This window comes from Sphingobacterium prati (assembly GCF_013167215.1).
Taxonomy (GTDB): Bacteria; Bacteroidota; Bacteroidia; order Sphingobacteriales; family Sphingobacteriaceae; genus Sphingobacterium; species Sphingobacterium prati.
Window position 1 is genome coordinate 692455 of sequence record NZ_JABJWY010000038.1, and the last position, 16880, is coordinate 709334.

Sequence of the window (16880 nt, forward strand, 5' to 3'; positions counted from 1 at the left end):
GAAATGATGATTGAAAAACGGATTATAGGTATTCTACTTCTGATAATTGCTTTCTTAAGCCCAGTTGGGGCACAGGAGTTCAATTGGAAGGACTACAACGTCTCTTGGACCACACAGAGCAAAAATTCATCTGAATCCATGCCTGTAGGGGGGGGAGATATCGGGCTGAATGTTTGGGTGGAGAATGGCGAATTACTTTTGTATTTGGGGAAGACAGGTGCGTTTGATGAGAATAATACTTTATTGAAGCTCGGCCGTCTCCGCCTTCATCTGTATCCCAACCCCTTTGCGGATGGGAAATTCCAACAGGAGTTGCAGTTGGATAAAGGCCATATTATCCTTAAAGGAGAAAACAAAGGTGTTAAGGCCGAAGTAGTCGTTTGGGTAGATGTATTCAATCCCAATGTACATCTCGAAGTCAGTGCCAATCGGAAGATCAAGGTGGAAGCAGCTTACGAGAGCTGGCGTTTTCAGGATCTGTTTCCTAAGAAGAAGGAAAATAATGCGAATTCTTGGAAGTGGGCACCGCCAAAACCAGTGGTAACGCATAAGGATCAGATTGTGGCAGAAGCAAACAATATTATTTTCTATCATCAAAATCAAGACACTACGGCCTTTGACCTTGTCGTCGAGCAACAAGGTCTGACAACCATTAAAGATTCGTTATATAATCCCTTGAAAAACAGGATTTCAGGCGGTCTTTTAAAAGGTGAGGATTTTGAATACGTTGGCCAGCGTTCAGGGACCTATATGAATACGCCGTACCAATCTTGGATACTCAAAAGTAAAGCGGCAAAGACCAATCACGCGCTTCAAGTGACGTTGCATGTAGGGCAACAAGCAGACTTGCAACACTGGAAAACAGCACTGGAGGATCTGGCTACACCCAAACCTACCTTTGTATCGCTCAAACGAGCGACAGAATCCTGGTGGAAATCTTTTTGGGATAGAAGTCATATCGTCATCCAGCCTGGCTTAACAGATCCCAATAATGAAGCTTGGCAGGTTGGCCGAAACTATCAGTTGTTTCGGTTTATGCTAGCGTGTAATGCTTACGGCGATTATCCAACAAAATTTAATGGCGGTTTATTCACCTATGACCCCGTCACGATTGATAGTACATTTAAGTTCACACCGGATTTTCGTAATTGGGGTGGAGGTACCTATACGGCACAAAATCAGCGTTTGGTCTATTGGCCATTATTGAAGAGCGGCGATTTTGATCTAATGCCGGCACAATTTAAGTTTTACCAACGCCTTTTGGGAAATGCCGAATGGCGATCCAAATTTTATTGGGGTCATTCCGGTGCAAGCTTTACGGAGCAGATTGAAAATTTTGGTTTACCCAATCCAGCAGAATACAATTGGAAACGTCCAAAAGATTTCGATAAGGGCTTAGAATATAATGCTTGGCTGGAATATGAGTGGGATACCGTACTGGAGTTCTGCATGATGATGCTGGAAACCGAACGTTACAATAAATCCGATATTCAGGCTTATATACCGCTTATCGAGAGCTCCTTGCGTTTTTTTGACGAGCATTATCAATATAGAGCACGTCGACGAGGTAGCAAGGTGCTGGATGACAAAGGTCATCTTATCTTGTATCCCGGATCTGCTGCGGAAACGTATAAAATGGCTTATAATTCGGCTACAACGATTGCGGCTTTGCAACAGGTAACTAAAGGATTGCTGGCATTGCCCGACACTTATGTCAATTCAGAATCACGTAGTTATTTTCAGGGTCTTTTGACCAGAATCCCGCCTTTGCCGCAACGTGAACTTGGAGGCAAAAAAATGTTGGCGCCAGCACAGCTATGGGCCCGGATCAACAATACCGAATCGCCACAGCTATATGGCGTTTATCCCTGGGGAATTTACGGTATTGGTAAACCCGACATGGATATTGCGCTCAATACCTATACCTATGATCCCGATGTGCTTAAATTCAAAAGTCATATCGGCTGGAAGCAGCATAATATCTTTGCCGCACGGTTGGGATTGACGGACGAAGCGAAGCAATTGACTGTCTCGAAACTCAAAAATGCAGAACGGCGATTTCCAACCTTTTGGGGGCCGGGCTTTGACTGGGTTCCGGATCATAACTGGGGCGGTTCGGGCATGATCGGCTTACAGGAAATGCTTTTGCAGGTAGTGGATGATAAAATTTACCTTTTTCCGGCATGGCCCAAAGATTGGGATGTGGATTTTAAGCTGCATGCTCCCGGGCAGACCACCGTCGAAGGGAGGTTAAAGGATGGTAAATTATTGGATCTAAAAGTTTTTCCAAAAGAACGGGAAACAGCTATTATCAACCTCTTAAAATAAGCTATTCGTGGATTGCTAAAGATATATTATCGCTTATGAATTGATTTAAGCATTGCGAGCCGGAGCAAAAGTATACACTTTATGAATGCGTGAATCCTACCTTGCAAAAAATACAAGGCTAAATAAATAAAACTGGGCTGTCCATTATTTTGGGTAGCCCAGTTTGTGTTTTTGACCCTTTATGGAAGGAAGGTCATAACAGTGCATAACAGTTCTAAAAAACCAATGAATTAACTTAGTTGCTAAGAACCTAAATAACGTTTATATGAATGCAGTTTTCGGAGTTATATTTCATTTCATAGGCGGATTCGCCTCGGGAAGTTTTTATGTGCCGTACAAAAAAGTAAAAGGATGGTCCTGGGAGTCCATGTGGATTTTAGGGGGGCTTTTTTCGTGGATTATTGTGCCGCCTATAGCGGCGATGTTAACCATCCCCAATTTTGCTGAAATTATTAAAAGTACAGATAACACCATATTAGGTTATACTTTTTTGTTTGGTTTACTTTGGGGAATTGGTGGATTAACCTACGGTCTTGGTGTGCGCTATCTCGGCGTTTCGTTAGGTAGCAGCATTATTTTGGGGCTTAGCATGGTCTTTGGTTCTTTGATGCCCAGCATCTATTATTTTTTCAATAAGGCCGAGGGCAAACATGGCATAGATTATTTTTTCACTACCAAATCGGGTATCTGTATCCTTCTTGGACTTTTGGTCTGTGTGCTTGGTGTCTATCTATGTGGTAAAGCTGGTGTTTCAAAAGAAAAACACTTATCCACGTTATCCACAGAAAGCAAGTCCGATTATAATTTTGGTTTAGGGATCGTTGTGGCTATTGTTTCAGGAATATTGAGTGCTTGTTTCAATTTCGGTATTGAAGCGGGAAAGCCCATGGCTGATGTGGCAAATATATTGTGGAAGTCTACTAATCCAAATCAAGGTGAATTTCTTTACCAAAATAATGTCACTTACATTGTGATTTTATGGGGTGGTTTTACGACTAATTTCCTATGGTGTCTTTACCTTTTGATCAAGAACAAAACGTTTTCGGATTATACGAAATCGGATGCACCGAAAGGCAAAAATTTCCTTTTATGTGCTTTAGCAGGAACGACTTGGTACTTACAGTTTTTCTTTTACGGTATGGGCGAAAGCCGCTTGGGTAATGGAGCTAGTTCTTGGATATTGCATATGGCGTTTATCATTTTGATATCAAATGCTTGGGGTGTGGTACTCAAAGAATGGAAAGGTGTAGATCGGCCTACCTATCGTTCCATAATAGCTGGTATCGTGACAATTATCATCTCCATTTGTATCGTGGGATTTGCTAAAACATTAGAAAATTAATATTAAAACAAAATATAGAAGAAGTGAAAACGTACAAACATGTCAATTATTTATGGGACGATCAGAAAGCTCAAACACTTCGTGGTGATGAGGTAGCTTTGTTGTTATATCGTTCAAATATTCTAGGTGCAGATTTAAGAATCACAAATTATGGCGGTGGTAATACGTCTTGTAAAGTTGTGGAAAAAGATCCGTTGACAGGCGAAGAAGTTGATGTGATGTGGATTAAAGGATCTGGTGGAGACATCGGAACGTTAAAAAAGTCAGGTCTTGCGGCTCTTTATTTGCAACGTCTCCGCAATTTGGAGAATGTCTATCGTGGTCTTGAACATGAAGATGAAATGGTTGAGTTATTTAACCATTGTATCTATGATTTAGCGTCAAAAGCGCCTTCTATAGATACGCCTTTACATGGATTCTTACCATTTAAACATATTGATCATTTACATCCCGATGCTGCGATTGCGATTGCTGCGGCCAAAGATGGTAAAAAAATTACGCAGGAATTGTTCGGCGGAACCATTGGCTGGGTAGACTGGCAACGTCCGGGATTCGATCTGGGACTGCAATTGCGTGCCTGCTTGGAAGAAAATCCAGGTATCCGTGGTATTATGTTGGGGTCACATGGTTTATTTACTTGGGGTGATACAGCGTACGAATGTTATATCAATTCCTTGGATGTAATCGAAGCTTGTGCGGAGTATCTTGAGCAAAACTATGGCAAAAAAGCACCTGTATTTGGTGGGCAGAACGTAACTAGCTTGAGCAAGGAGGAAAGAACGTCACAGGCAGCCAAACTCGCTCCTGTTTTACGAGGTTTCTGTTCAAGTGAACGTCACATGATCGGACACTTCACGGATGATGAGCGTGTATTGGAATTTATCAATTCACATGATTTAGAACGTTTGGCCCCGCTTGGTACAAGCTGTCCTGACCACTTCTTAAGAACTAAAATTCAACCGTTGGTATTGAATCTGGATAAATCAGAAGATCTGGACAATGTGGAGGAACTAAAAGCGAAATTGACGCCATTGTTTGAAGCGTACCGTGAAATGTATGCACAATATTACGAAAACTGTAAACATGAAAACAGCCCAGCTGTACGTGATAAAAATCCGGTCATTGTTTTGTATCCAGGTGTTGGTATGTTTGCTTTTGCCAAAGACAAACAAACGGCACGTGTAGCGGCAGAATTCTATACCAATGCGATCAACGTAATGAAAGGGGCCGAAGCCGTAAGTGAATACACTGCTTTGCCTCGTCAGGAAGCGTTTGATATTGAATATTGGTTACTGGAAGAAGCAAAGCTTCAACGTATGCCAAAGCCAAAAGCTTTGTCTGGAAAAATTGCCTTGGTCACTGGAAGCGGTGGCGGTATCGGAAAAGCAATTGCCAAAAAGATGGCTCAAGAAGGTGCTGTTATTGTCTTAAATGATATCAATACAGAGCGTTTGGAGTCGAGTAAAGCAGAATTTGTAGCTGAGTTTGGAAAAGATGCAGTCATCGCTACGATCCTTGATGTAACCAATGCGGAATCCATCAAGGACGCCTTAAAAGATGCTGCTTTAGCATTTGGTGGTATCGATATTGTCGTAAATAATGCGGGATTATCGATTTCCAAGACAATCGAAGATCATACAGAGAAAGATTGGGATTTATTGTACAATGTATTGGTAAAAGGCCAATTCTTAGTTACTCAAGGAGCGACTTCACTCTTAAAAGGCCAAGCAATCGGTGGCGATATCATCAACATCGTCAGTAAAAATGCCTTGGTTAGTGGTCCTAATAACACCGGATACGGAAGTGCAAAAGCTGCACAATTGCATTTAAGTCGTTTATGTGCAGCAGAGTTAGGGCCTGCAGGAGTACGTGTAAACGTTGTGAATCCAGATGCAGTTATTTCAGATAGCAATATCTGGGCGGGTGGATGGGCTGAGGGACGCGCTAAGGCTTATGGCATCACGGTCGCTGAATTACCAGCTTACTATGCAAAACGCACGCTTTTGAATCAGATCATCCTTCCAGAAGACATTGCAAACGCATGTTTTGCTTTTGTCGGTGGATTATTGCATAAATCTACTGGAAATGTTCTAAACGTTGACGGTGGTGTTGCTATGGCGTTTGTACGCTAATTTTTATATCTTAGGTGTCGCGTTCAGAAAGGGAAAAGATGTGCGCGACACCTAGCATTTTTACACGATAACCATTAAATCATGATTTTAGATAAGAAAATTATAGATCAGCACAATAACCAATTAAAAGATAAGCATAAAAGAGCATTTGACTATGTGTCGGGAGATATTGCAAAGGTAGATGAAATTCTGGATAAACTTCAAAAGTTTCAAATTGCCATACCAAGCTGGGCATTAGGTACAGGTGGAACTCGTTTTGGCCGTTTTTCCGGTGCTGGTGAGCCGGGTACTTTAGAGCAAAAGCTAGAGGATGTTGGCTTGCTACATGCGCTTAACAAATCGAGCGGAGCAATTTCACTACACATCCCCTGGGATATCCCTTCAGATGCAGAAAAAATTAAAGCATTGGCATCTTCCTTGGACATCGGATTTGATGCAGTAAACTCCAATACGTTTCAAGATCAGGCAGGTCAGGAACATAGCTATAAGTTTGGCTCACTACACCATGTCGATCCAAAAGTTCGTCAGCAAGCTGTCGACCATAATATTGAAGTCATCAACTATGGCAAAGCAGTTGGTTCTAAAGCGTTGACAGTTTGGTTGGCCGATGGATCATCCTTCCCCGGACAGTTGAATTTCAGAGAAGCTTTCCAAAATACCTTATCGAGCTTACAGGAAATCTACAAACACTTGCCGGAAGATTGGAAACTTTTTGTAGAGTACAAAGCATTTGAACCGTATTTTTACTCCATGACAATTGGTGATTGGGGACAATCCCTGTTGTTGGCAAACAAATTAGGACCGAAAGCATATACATTAGTTGATTTGGGACACCATCTCCCAAATGCAAATATTGAACAAATTGTTTCTTTATTGTTGATGGAAGGCAAATTGGGCGGATTCCATTTCAATGATAGCAAATATGCCGACGATGACCTGACTGCAGGTAGTATCAAACCTTATCAGCTATTCTTGATCTTTAATGAATTGATCGAGGGTATGGATGTGAAAGGTATTGATCATGCGAGCGGACTGGGTTGGATGATTGATGCCTCTCATAATTTAAAAGATCCATTGGTAGACCTTTTACAGTCAGTTGAAGCGATTAAGATTGCATATGCTCAGGCTTTGCTGGTCGATCGTAAAGCGTTGAAACAGGCACAGCAAGCAAATGATATTGTGAAAGCCCAGGAGATATTGCAAGATGCATTCCGGACAGATGTTAGACCCTTAGTAGCTGAGGCTAGATTAAGAAGTGGGGCGGCTTTAAATCCTGTTCAATTGTTCAATGAAGGAAATTTACGCAGTAAACTTATCGAGGAACGCGGAGTAAATTCTGTAGCTACAGGTTTGTAATAGGGAAAAAGAATGAAGGGGAAACCAATACCAGTAGTCGCAATATTCGACGTTGGGAAGACGAACAAGAAATTATTTCTCTTTAACGAGCAGTACCAAATCGTATTTGAACGTTCGGCTCGTTTTTTGGAGACTGTAGATGAGGATGGCGATCATTGTGAGAATTTGGAGAGTTTGCGTCTGTCAGTATTTGATTCTTTACATGAAGTGTTCCGAAAAGGGGAATTTGAAATTAAAGCAATTAATTTTACATCCTATGGGGCAAGCTTTGTGTACATTGATAAGGATGGACGCCCATTGACACCCCTGTATAATTATCTAAAAGAATATCCGAAAAAGTTATTGGAATCCTTTTATGCGCAATTTGGTGGTAAGGATAAATTTTCAATTGAAACATCATCACCTAGTTTAGGTAGTCTAAATTCAGGACTACAGGTCTATCGTCTGTCAAAACTTAAACCAGCAGTATTTAAGGAAGTAAAGTGGGCGCTACACCTTCCACAATACTTGAGTTATCTGATCTCGGGGCAAGCTTATTCGGATATGACAAGTATTGGATGTCATACAGCGTTATGGGATTTTAGTAAAAATAATTATCATAAGTGGGTAGAAGATACAGGAATTATTGAAAAAATGGCACCGATCGTTCAGGGAGATCGTCTTTACAGAGCGACATTTCCGGGCAGTGGTTATCTCGTAGGTAGCGGTTTGCACGACAGCTCGTCTGCATTGATCCCTTATTTATTGAATTTTCATGAACCTTTTATATTGATTTCGACAGGAACCTGGTGTATTTCTTTTAATCCGTTCAACATTGATCCGCTCACCAAAGAAGAACTTCACAGTGACTGTCTTTTGTATATGACCTATACGGGGAAACCCGTGAAAGCATCACGACTATTTGCAGGATATGAGCATGAGGAACAAATAAAACGTATTGCTAAGGTATTCCAGATTTCCACAGGTAAATTTAAGCAGATCGATTTGGATTGGACAATAATAGAAAAATATCAAGCCTTGGATATTTCAGATGAATTGTCTGCTTTTTCCACGATTGATCTGAGTCATTTTGGCGATTATATTGAAGCTTATCACGTGCTAATGATGCATTTGGTCAAGGCTCAAGTGAAGGCGACTATGCTTGTCATGAATCAAACCGGAGTGCAGCGAATATTTGTGGACGGCGGCTTTAGTCGTAATCACATATATATGGGACTACTGGCTCAAGCCTTTCCAAATAGTGAAGTGTTTGGAGCCTCCATGGCACAAGCAACAGCACTTGGTGCTGCTTTAGTGATTCATGATCATTGGAATAGCCGGGCGATTCCCAATGATATTATTGAGTTAAGGTATTTTAGAACCAAGCAGCAAACACATTAGTGCGATGTTATAGTTGAATAGGATTTAGTTTTTTTATTAGTTATCGTTTGAGGTCAGACAAATCGTTGTCTGGCCTTATTTTTAACTAATTACCATAGCCATTTGCTTGCGGTAAAAATGGTTAAAGGCCTTTCGAAGAAAGTGAATAAGAAAGAGCAATGTATTTTAGGAAATGATAAACATTTCTAAAAAGTTAAAAGGAATCACAGGTTGATGATTGTAAAATGATAAATTTCAGAAACTATGATAAAATCAACAATAGCTTATAGTGTTATTTTAATGCTAGCAAGCAGTTTTTTTACGAAAACCTTCTCGCAAACGCAAAAAACGTTGTTTGTCAAATCGACCTATCCGACACCAGTAATCACAAAAGATCATCCTGATGTTTTGAAAAGCGAGAATAAAGCTGGTTTTGAAACGGGACAAATTGTAAAGATTGACGGAACTTATCACATGTTCATTAACGAGATGTTCAATCGACCCCATAAGGACATGCGTATTGCTTATTGGACAAGTTTGGATGCAATACATTGGCAAAGACAATCAACTATTGTGGAAAGTATTCCTGAAAGATCCCCTTTTAACCCGCGCTCTGAAGTATGGGTAACTGCGGTTGAATTCAATAAACAGGAGAATGCATGGAATATTTTTTATGTTTCTTACCGTGCCGGTGATAAAGAAAAGGGCGAAGTCCTCGATTTTGATTATGCCGGTCGTATTTGGCGTGCAAAATCAGTAGTTCCAGGTGAGAAGGGTATTGCGGGTCCTTATGCTGATATGGATATTGTGTTACAGCCGGACGAGAATAGTCAACCTTGGGAAGGTCAACAGGCAGTTGCAGCATTTAATCCTTACAAAGTAGGTAACACTTGGTATGCTTTCTATGATGGGCATACCCATATTCCAAAAGGAGATTGGCCGCTTGGAATGGCAACGGCCACAGCACTCAATGGACCTTGGAAGCGTATGCCTCTTGGTCATAATCCAATTCCAATATCTCCGATATTTAATGAAAACTTGCAGGTTACGGAATTAAAAAAGGGACGTTATTTAGCAGTTTTCGATTCGATGGGAGATCAGGAAATTGGCTATAGCCTTTCTAGTGATGGTATAAGTTGGACTTCAGAAAAGCGGCTGAAAATCCAGGCCGGTGATCATCTTTGGGCAGAAGATGGTGATCATGCTACCCGTACACCCTTGGGAGCGATAGAGGAAGAAGACGGTACGTTAACAGTATTATACACCGCGATGTATAAAAAGAATGGGCAAACATTCTATGGGTTGGGCAAATGTACCTTAGATTGGAAATAATATATTGAGCGTAAACGAGTGTTGAACTATTTGAATGTAAAAATAAAAGGCTTCCAAACGGGAGTAAGGAAACCTTTTATTAAAAACCTAAAATTATGAATAATTATATCAATTATTATATGATGGTTAAAGGTGCTAATAATTGTTTGATTAGCTGTCCTGAACTGTCGACAGATGCGTGAATTGATAAGAACAGGTAAGCACAGGGTAGTGGGATCGAAATGGAAAACTATATTTGAACGTCCTTAATTTGTAAACTTAAAGATGAAGAGATTAATCTTAACGATCGGATTTTTTATACAATTCTGTAGCCATATTTTGTTTGCCGAACAGATTGTCAAGGAATTTCGCTTTGGTGGCGCCAAGAAAGACCACACTGTAATTTCTTTAAAGGAAGTACAATCTTATACGGATACCAAAGGGTATGGATTTGAGTTTTCTACAGAAAAGAATGTCGTTATCGATCAAAATAATAAAGTGCTGTTAAGTGACAAACCATTTTATTTTTCCGTAAAAGTCCCAGAAGGTAACTATAAGATTACCATTACATATAATGGATTGCAGAATAAATCGTACAACAGTACAGTACGGTCTGAATCCCGACGGTTACATATTGAAAATAAACAAGTATTGCCCCAGCAATCGTTGAAGAAAAGCTTTATTGTACACATTAAAGACCCAATGATCGCTTCTGGTGGTATTGTCGGATTAAAGAAGCCGCGTGAGCAACAAAAATTGGACTGGGATGACAAATTAACTTTAGAGTTTCAACAAACAAATTGTATATCAAGCCTTCGTATTGAATCGGTTAATGCTATTCCTACAGTATTCTTGGCAGGTAATTCTACGGTGGTGAATCAAGAGGATGAACCTTGGGCTTCGTGGGGACAAATGATTCCACGTTTTTTTGATGCGGAAATTGCGATAGCCAATCATGCTGAATCTGGATTGGCATTAAGTTCGTTTTTGTCCTCTAAAAGATTGGCGAAAATTCTTTCTATTGCGAAGCCTGGCGATTATTTATTTATCGAATTTGGGCACAATGATCAAAAGGAAAAAGGAGAAAATGCTGGTGCATATAAGGGATACAGCGAGCGGCTGCGTTACTTTGTTCGTGAATTTCGGGCAAAAGGTGGTATTCCGGTTATTCTGACTTCGACGGCACGACGCTCATTTGATGAACAGGGGCATTTGGTCCATACGCTAGGTGATTTTCCAGATGCAGCGCGTAAAGTCGCAGCAGAACTTCAAGTACCATTGACCGACCTCAATAAGAAAACCAGTATATTTTACGAAGCATTGGGTGTTGAAGGATCCAAGAGAGCATTTGTGCACTATCCAGCCCATACTTTCCCAAATCAACAGCATGATTTAGCTGATAATACCCATTTTAATCCCTATGGGGCTTATGAAATTGCAAAAATGGTGTTAACAGGAATTAAAGAGAATCAGTTGCCGATTACGGAACATATCGTCGATTTTCAAGGCTTTGATCCGCAGCAACCAGATGATTTTAACACTTGGTATTGGCCACCAAGTTTGATTAATAGCGTTGTAAAACCAGATGGCAATTAGTTTTGTATTGATATAATGGCAAGGTCGGACAATATTTGTTCGGCCTTTTTTATGCACTATTTGCTTCTTCTTGCTATAGCATTCTTGCTAGAATCAATTTGCATTTGAGTTGGATAGTTCATTTTTCCAACACGAGCGGGGATTTTTTCTTAAAAAACTCATCTCACATAGAATTGGGGGACATCCCGTCTTCCCAAAAAAATAGAGCAGAAAACTATTGAACATGATACCACAGGATAGTCAACACCATAATATTTAATATAATTGTATCATATATACCGCTTGTTAGAGGCAATCAACAACAACCACCCCATGCCAAACTCAATAAAATGCCTAATGTAGATGATTAAAAAAATACAATCGTAATATGTCAGTGACGATTATTTCTTTTAATTGTGAGGTTTGTATTTTATAAATGTAATTTATACATTTATAGATGTTTCTGATTAATTATAACCGATGAAAACTGATAACTTCAAATTAAGGGCCTATAATTTGTTTCTTACAAAATCGCTCTGCTTCTTTTGTTTATTCTGGATTTCCAATGTCAATGCTAATGTGCATAGGATGAAGGCCTCTGAACCGGATTCAGCCTATTTTTTTGCTTATGCAAAAGAAAAGAATGCTGGCAGAGATGGGCTATTATATGCCTGGAGTTTGGATGGTAAAAAATGGAATTCAATTGGGACAGATTTGGCTTTTGTGAAATCTGATTATGGTCGTTGGGGATCAGAAAAACGAATGATAAATCCGGTATTATTACCACGAAAAGGAGGAGGCTGGACCTGTGTCTGGCAATTAACCCCCGAAAGTAGTGGCCCGTATGCACATACTTATACAGATGATTTTTTCAATTGGGGTAGGCAAGACTATTATGTTGAATTAAACGACTTGGATAAATCAACTATATCTCTTGTGAAAAACAGGTTGTCTGTTCGTGAAGAGATTTTGCTTCATGGTGAGACGATGCAGGGAAGCAAGTTGAAAGTTGCGTGGTCTGTTATTAAAGGATTGATTAAACATTATGATCTTGCTTTGCTTAAGCAAAAACAATGGTCCGAAAGAAGTATTGATGATGCCGCCCGTTTCCCTGGTCTAAAGCCATTGGATATTAAGTTGACGCCGAAAACAGAACAAACCAAGCCGATTAGTGATATGTTGGTGGGTGTATTTTTCGAGGATATTAATTACGCGGCAGATGGAGGTCTTTATGCAGAATTGATTCAAAATAGGGATTTTGAATATAAATTAAGCGATAAGCAAGGGCTTGACAAAAATTGGAACGAAAGAACAGCCTGGTCAATTGATGGGGCAGGACAATTTAATATTGATAGTATAAACCCTATTCATCCCAATAATAAACATTATGCTAGGCTGCGGGGGGCAGGTACATTAAGAAATATAGGGTACGATGGAATTGCCCTGGATAAAAACGAACGCTATGATCTTTCATTTTTTGCAAGGGGTACGTCCGGTAAAGGGCGTCGACTAAAAATCCGGATGACTACGAAAGACGGAAAAATACTCGATGAGAAATCCGTAACTGTTGATAGCAAAAACTGGAAGAAATATCAATTGATATTGACCCCTAATTCAACCTGTAAGGATGCTGTGTTGGAACTTGTATTTACAGATCTACAACAATTGGATCTGGACCTGATTTCTTTATTTCCTCAGCATACATATAAAGGACGTAAAAATGGATTGCGAAAGGATTTAGCGGAAGCAATTGCAGCGTTAAATCCTCGTTTTGTCCGTTTCCCGGGAGGCTGCTTGGCACATGGCGATGGGATCGATAATATCTATCATTGGTCCAGTACCGTAGGGCCATTGGAAAGCCGCGTGCCGCAGCGGAATATGTGGGGGTATCACCAGACTGTAGGCTTGGGCTACTACGAGTATTTCCAATTTTGTGAAGATATCGGGGCGCATGCTGTTCCGGTAGTCGCAGCTGGTGTGCCTTGTCAAAATTCGGGATCACATGGACATCCGTTAGGTGGCCAGCAGTGCGGTATCCCAATGGAAGATATGGATGATTATATTCAGGAAGTATTAAATCTGATTGAATGGGCCAATGGTGATAAAAATAGCACATGGGGAAAAGTACGTGCGGCAGCGGGGCACCCCGAACCATTTCATCTAAAATATATTGGTGTAGGTAATGAAGACTTAATATCCAATGTATTTGAAGAGCGTTTTACCATGATTTATAACGCTATTCGGGCAAAATATCCCGACATACAGGTTATTGGCACGGCAGGGCCATTTTTTGAAGGAACAGACTATGTAGAGGGGTGGAAAATTGCCGATAAATTAAATGTGCCGATTATGGATGAACACTACTATCAGACACCAGGCTGGTTTATTCATAATCAAGACTTCTACGATAAATATGACAGGAGTAAATCGCAGGTATATTTAGGAGAGTATGCTGCTCATATTCATGGGCGGGCGAGTACTTTGGAGGTGGCATTGGCGGAGGCGGCCTATCTAACAGCGCTGGAAAGAAATGGTGATATCGTCAAGATGGCTTCTTATGCGCCACTGCTAGCCAAAGAAGGCTATACCCAATGGCGCCCCGATCTTATTTATTTCTCCAATACCGAAGTGAATTTAACACCGTCCTATTATGTACAGCAGTTATTTGGCCGTAATAATGGTACTGAATATATTCCAATGGAAGCCAGCTATTCTAACACTGCTGTTGAGGTACAGAAGCGTGTAGCATTTTCTATTGTCAGAGATCCGAAAGATCAATCGCTCGTTGTAAAAATGGTTAATATTTTGCCCGTTTCGGTTAACGTAGAATTGGAACTAGATAAGTTTGATCTGGAAGCTGAGATGGCAGTTGTTTCGCAGCTTACAGGAAAATTGGAAAGTAAAACAGCGAAACCTGAAGAGCGGACTGAAACAGTTAAAAAGCTTAAGCATCAACAATTGCCACCCTATTCGTTGACCATCATCCGGATTCATCCGGCAGCTAAATAGCTTAATTCAAAATAACATGATACATCCAGCTTTGATGAAAAAGTTTACTTTAGTTTTTATTAATCTCTGTTTGGTAATACTGCCCTTGTTTGCCAGCAAGCCTTTCCATCTGATTAAAAATAATCGAGCTGCGAACATCTATTATGGAGGAGCAAATCTTGTTATTGAAACTGCCTTGGAACTACTCAGTACGGACGCGCAACAAGTTGGTCAATCTGCATTTAAACGAATAGGCAATGTCGATCCCGGGGCAATTATCGTTGGGGAATTAAGTGATCCGATAATTAGCAAATTGATAAAAGATTATCATATCCCTCTTCCTGAAATGGAAGGTAGATGGGAAATGTTCTGCTTGAAGGTGATTCCGATAAAAAAAGTACCAACACTTTTAGTGGTAGGATCTGATGCAAGAGGGACGGCATATGGAGTGATGGAAATTTCCAGAAAATTAGGTGTTTCTCCATGGTCTTGGTGGGCAGACGTAAGCCCCCGCAAAAGATCTAACGTTTCACTATCGCCCAACTTTGAAGACAAACAATCTCCCTCGGTACAATTCAGGGGTATATTTCTGAATGACGAGGATTGGGGGTTGACACCATGGAGCAGCAAAACCTATGAACCCGAAGCAAAATTGGATGCAGGAATTGATCTGACGAAAACAAAAAAAATGTCCACGATCGGGCCTAAAACTTATGCCCGTATTTTTGAATTATTGTTACGCCTTCGAGCCAATTCAATCTGGCCGGCGATGCATGAAGTTACAGTCCCTTTTTATTTTGTTCAAGGAAATCGGGAAATGGCCGAAAAATATGGAATATATATCGGCTCATCGCATTGTGAACCCCTCGCTCGAAATAGTGCCACAGAATGGGATATCGTAGGCAAAGGGCCCTATAATTATTTAATTAATAAAACGGAAATTGTTGAGTATTGGTCCAATCGACTTAAAACACTTGGTCAGTCCCATAACATCTTTACACTTGGTATGCGGGGGAAGCATGATGGTGCGATGGAGGGTGTTAAAACAATTGCAGCTTATAAAGACGCATTCAATGAGGTTCTCCAGGATCAAACGGATTTGTTGAGAAAATATATCAATGCGGATCCAGTGCAGATTCCCCAAGTCGTGATACCCTATAAAGAAGTTTTGGATGTTTATCGTGCCGGTATAGCTGTTCCAGACTATACAACATTGATGTGGTGTGACGATAATTATGGCTATATCACCCACTTCCCAGATCAGAAAGAAAGAAAAAGAGCTGGCGGTAATGGACTTTATTATCATATTTCCTATTGGGGTAGACCGCATGATTACCTTTGGTTATCTACGATGAGCCCGGCGCTGATCTATCAGCAGTTGAGCACAGCGTATCAGCACGATGTGCGGAAGATGTGGATTGTCAATGTTGGGGATATTAAGCCTGCTGAATACCAGATTGAACTCTTGATGGACATGGCCTGGAATATAGATCAAGTACAAAAAATAGGAGTCTACCAGCATATGAATCAATTTTTGCAACGGGAATTTGGACATCGTTTGGCGAAGAAGATAGTCCCGATTATGCAGGAGCATTATCGATTGGCCCATATTCGAAAACCAGAATTTATGGGAAATACACGTACCGAAGAAAAAGATCCAGCCTATAAACTTGTGAAAGACCTGCCTTGGTCCGAGCAGCAGATTCAGAAGCGATTGGTACAATATAAACATATCCAAGATGCGGCCACAGCAATTGGGGAATCTGTTCCCTTAGATCGAAGGGATGCCTATTTTGAATTAGTCCTGTATCCTGTTGTGGCAGCGGCAAAGATGAATGAGAAACACCTCTATGGACAGTTGGCACGGCATGGCAAAGCTGAGTGGCAAAAAAGCCACGCCGCATATGATAAAATCGTTACCCTGACTGCGCAATACAATGCATTAAATAATGGTAAGTGGAAGGGTATGATGGATCATAAACCAAGAAATCTTGCTGTTTTTGATAAGATTATTGAAGGAAAAACAGCCGCTTCGATGGTTGACGACGAGGAGCCTATCAAGCAGATTCCGGGTAAAGATTTAAAAGGTTCAATAGGCTATGAGGGCTTAGGGTATCAAGGACAGGCTGCTGCTATTCCATTGGGGACAGAAGCCAGTTACCGACTTAAGGGATTACAGGGCGATTCTGTTACCGTTGTTGTCCACTTACTGCCGACTCACCCAGTATCTTCGGATGATTTGCGTTTTGAGGTTTCATTTGGACAACAGTATTCATCTCCTATTTCATATAAGACAATAGGAAGAAGTGAAGAATGGAAAGAGAATGTCTTGCGGAATCAAGCTATTCGAACGATTAAATTTAAGGTAGCTTCAGTGCAACAGGAAACATTAGGCATCAAAGCGCTTGATGAGGGCGTGGTGGTTGATGAAGTAACAGTATATTTGGATTAAAGTATTCGTTTCCTACTGTGTCATGGAAACTTATTAT

The 16880-nt window shown here is 40.6% G+C and carries 9 protein-coding genes; all 9 read left to right on the forward strand.

The annotated features are described in order from the left end of the window. The first annotated feature begins 3 nt into the window (after positions 1 to 3). The 9 genes from HPC41_RS22200 to HPC41_RS22240 all read left to right on the forward strand — a co-directional run bounded on the left by HPC41_RS22200 (position 4) and on the right by HPC41_RS22240 (position 16843). A complete protein-coding gene (locus HPC41_RS22200; RefSeq protein ID WP_172396266.1) occupies positions 4 to 2328 on the forward strand; it encodes a DUF5703 domain-containing protein in 2325 nt (774 codons plus the stop codon). Positions 2329 to 2593: 265 nt separating this feature from the next. Next, entirely contained in the window at positions 2594 to 3670 is a 1077-nt protein-coding gene (rhaT, locus tag HPC41_RS22205) for an L-rhamnose/proton symporter RhaT (protein WP_172396267.1), read from the forward strand. 23 nt (positions 3671 to 3693) lie between these two features. Continuing rightward, positions 3694 to 5802, forward strand: coding sequence for a bifunctional aldolase/short-chain dehydrogenase (locus HPC41_RS22210; RefSeq protein WP_172396268.1), 2109 nt, complete (start codon positions 3694 to 3696; stop codon positions 5800 to 5802). 81 nt (positions 5803 to 5883) lie between these two features. Beyond that, on the forward strand, positions 5884 to 7158 hold the full coding sequence (locus tag HPC41_RS22215; protein WP_172396269.1) for a sugar isomerase: 1275 nt from the start codon (positions 5884 to 5886) through the stop codon (positions 7156 to 7158). A 12-nt stretch (positions 7159 to 7170) separates the two neighbouring features. Further along, complete coding sequence (locus HPC41_RS22220; RefSeq protein WP_172396270.1) at positions 7171 to 8538, forward strand: FGGY-family carbohydrate kinase; 1368 nt, start codon at positions 7171 to 7173, stop codon at positions 8536 to 8538. A gap of 243 nt (positions 8539 to 8781) precedes the next feature. After that, positions 8782 to 9849: a glycoside hydrolase family protein gene (locus HPC41_RS22225; RefSeq protein ID WP_216660854.1), complete on the forward strand. Its 1068-nt coding sequence runs from the start codon at positions 8782 to 8784 to the stop codon at positions 9847 to 9849. 264 nt (positions 9850 to 10113) lie between these two features. After that, positions 10114 to 11424 (forward strand): rhamnogalacturonan acetylesterase, encoded by a 1311-nt coding sequence (locus tag HPC41_RS22230; RefSeq protein ID WP_172396271.1) that lies wholly within the window; start codon positions 10114 to 10116, stop codon positions 11422 to 11424. Between the two features lie 459 nt (positions 11425 to 11883). After that, positions 11884 to 14412, forward strand: a complete 2529-nt coding sequence (locus HPC41_RS22235; RefSeq protein WP_172396272.1) for an alpha-L-arabinofuranosidase C-terminal domain-containing protein — start codon at positions 11884 to 11886, stop codon at positions 14410 to 14412. Positions 14413 to 14428: 16 nt separating this feature from the next. Further along, on the forward strand, positions 14429 to 16843 hold the full coding sequence (locus tag HPC41_RS22240) for a glycosyl hydrolase 115 family protein (protein WP_172396273.1): 2415 nt from the start codon (positions 14429 to 14431) through the stop codon (positions 16841 to 16843). The last annotated feature ends 37 nt before the right edge of the window (positions 16844 to 16880 follow it).

What these genes read in the sequence shown, in the direction of transcription:
- HPC41_RS22200 (WP_172396266.1), top strand. Translation starts at nt 4, where the DNA reads ATGATGATTGAAAAACGGATTATAGGTATTCTACTTCTGATAATTGCT.
- rhaT (WP_172396267.1), top strand. Translation starts at nt 2,594, where the DNA reads ATGAATGCAGTTTTCGGAGTTATATTTCATTTCATAGGCGGATTCGCC.
- HPC41_RS22215 (WP_172396269.1), top strand. Translation starts at nt 5,884, where the DNA reads ATGATTTTAGATAAGAAAATTATAGATCAGCACAATAACCAATTAAAA.
- HPC41_RS22220 (WP_172396270.1), top strand. Translation starts at nt 7,171, where the DNA reads ATGAAGGGGAAACCAATACCAGTAGTCGCAATATTCGACGTTGGGAAG.
- HPC41_RS22225 (WP_216660854.1), top strand. Translation starts at nt 8,782, where the DNA reads ATGATAAAATCAACAATAGCTTATAGTGTTATTTTAATGCTAGCAAGC.
- HPC41_RS22230 (WP_172396271.1), top strand. Translation starts at nt 10,114, where the DNA reads ATGAAGAGATTAATCTTAACGATCGGATTTTTTATACAATTCTGTAGC.
- HPC41_RS22235 (WP_172396272.1), top strand. Translation starts at nt 11,884, where the DNA reads ATGAAAACTGATAACTTCAAATTAAGGGCCTATAATTTGTTTCTTACA.
- HPC41_RS22240 (WP_172396273.1), top strand. Translation starts at nt 14,429, where the DNA reads ATGATACATCCAGCTTTGATGAAAAAGTTTACTTTAGTTTTTATTAAT.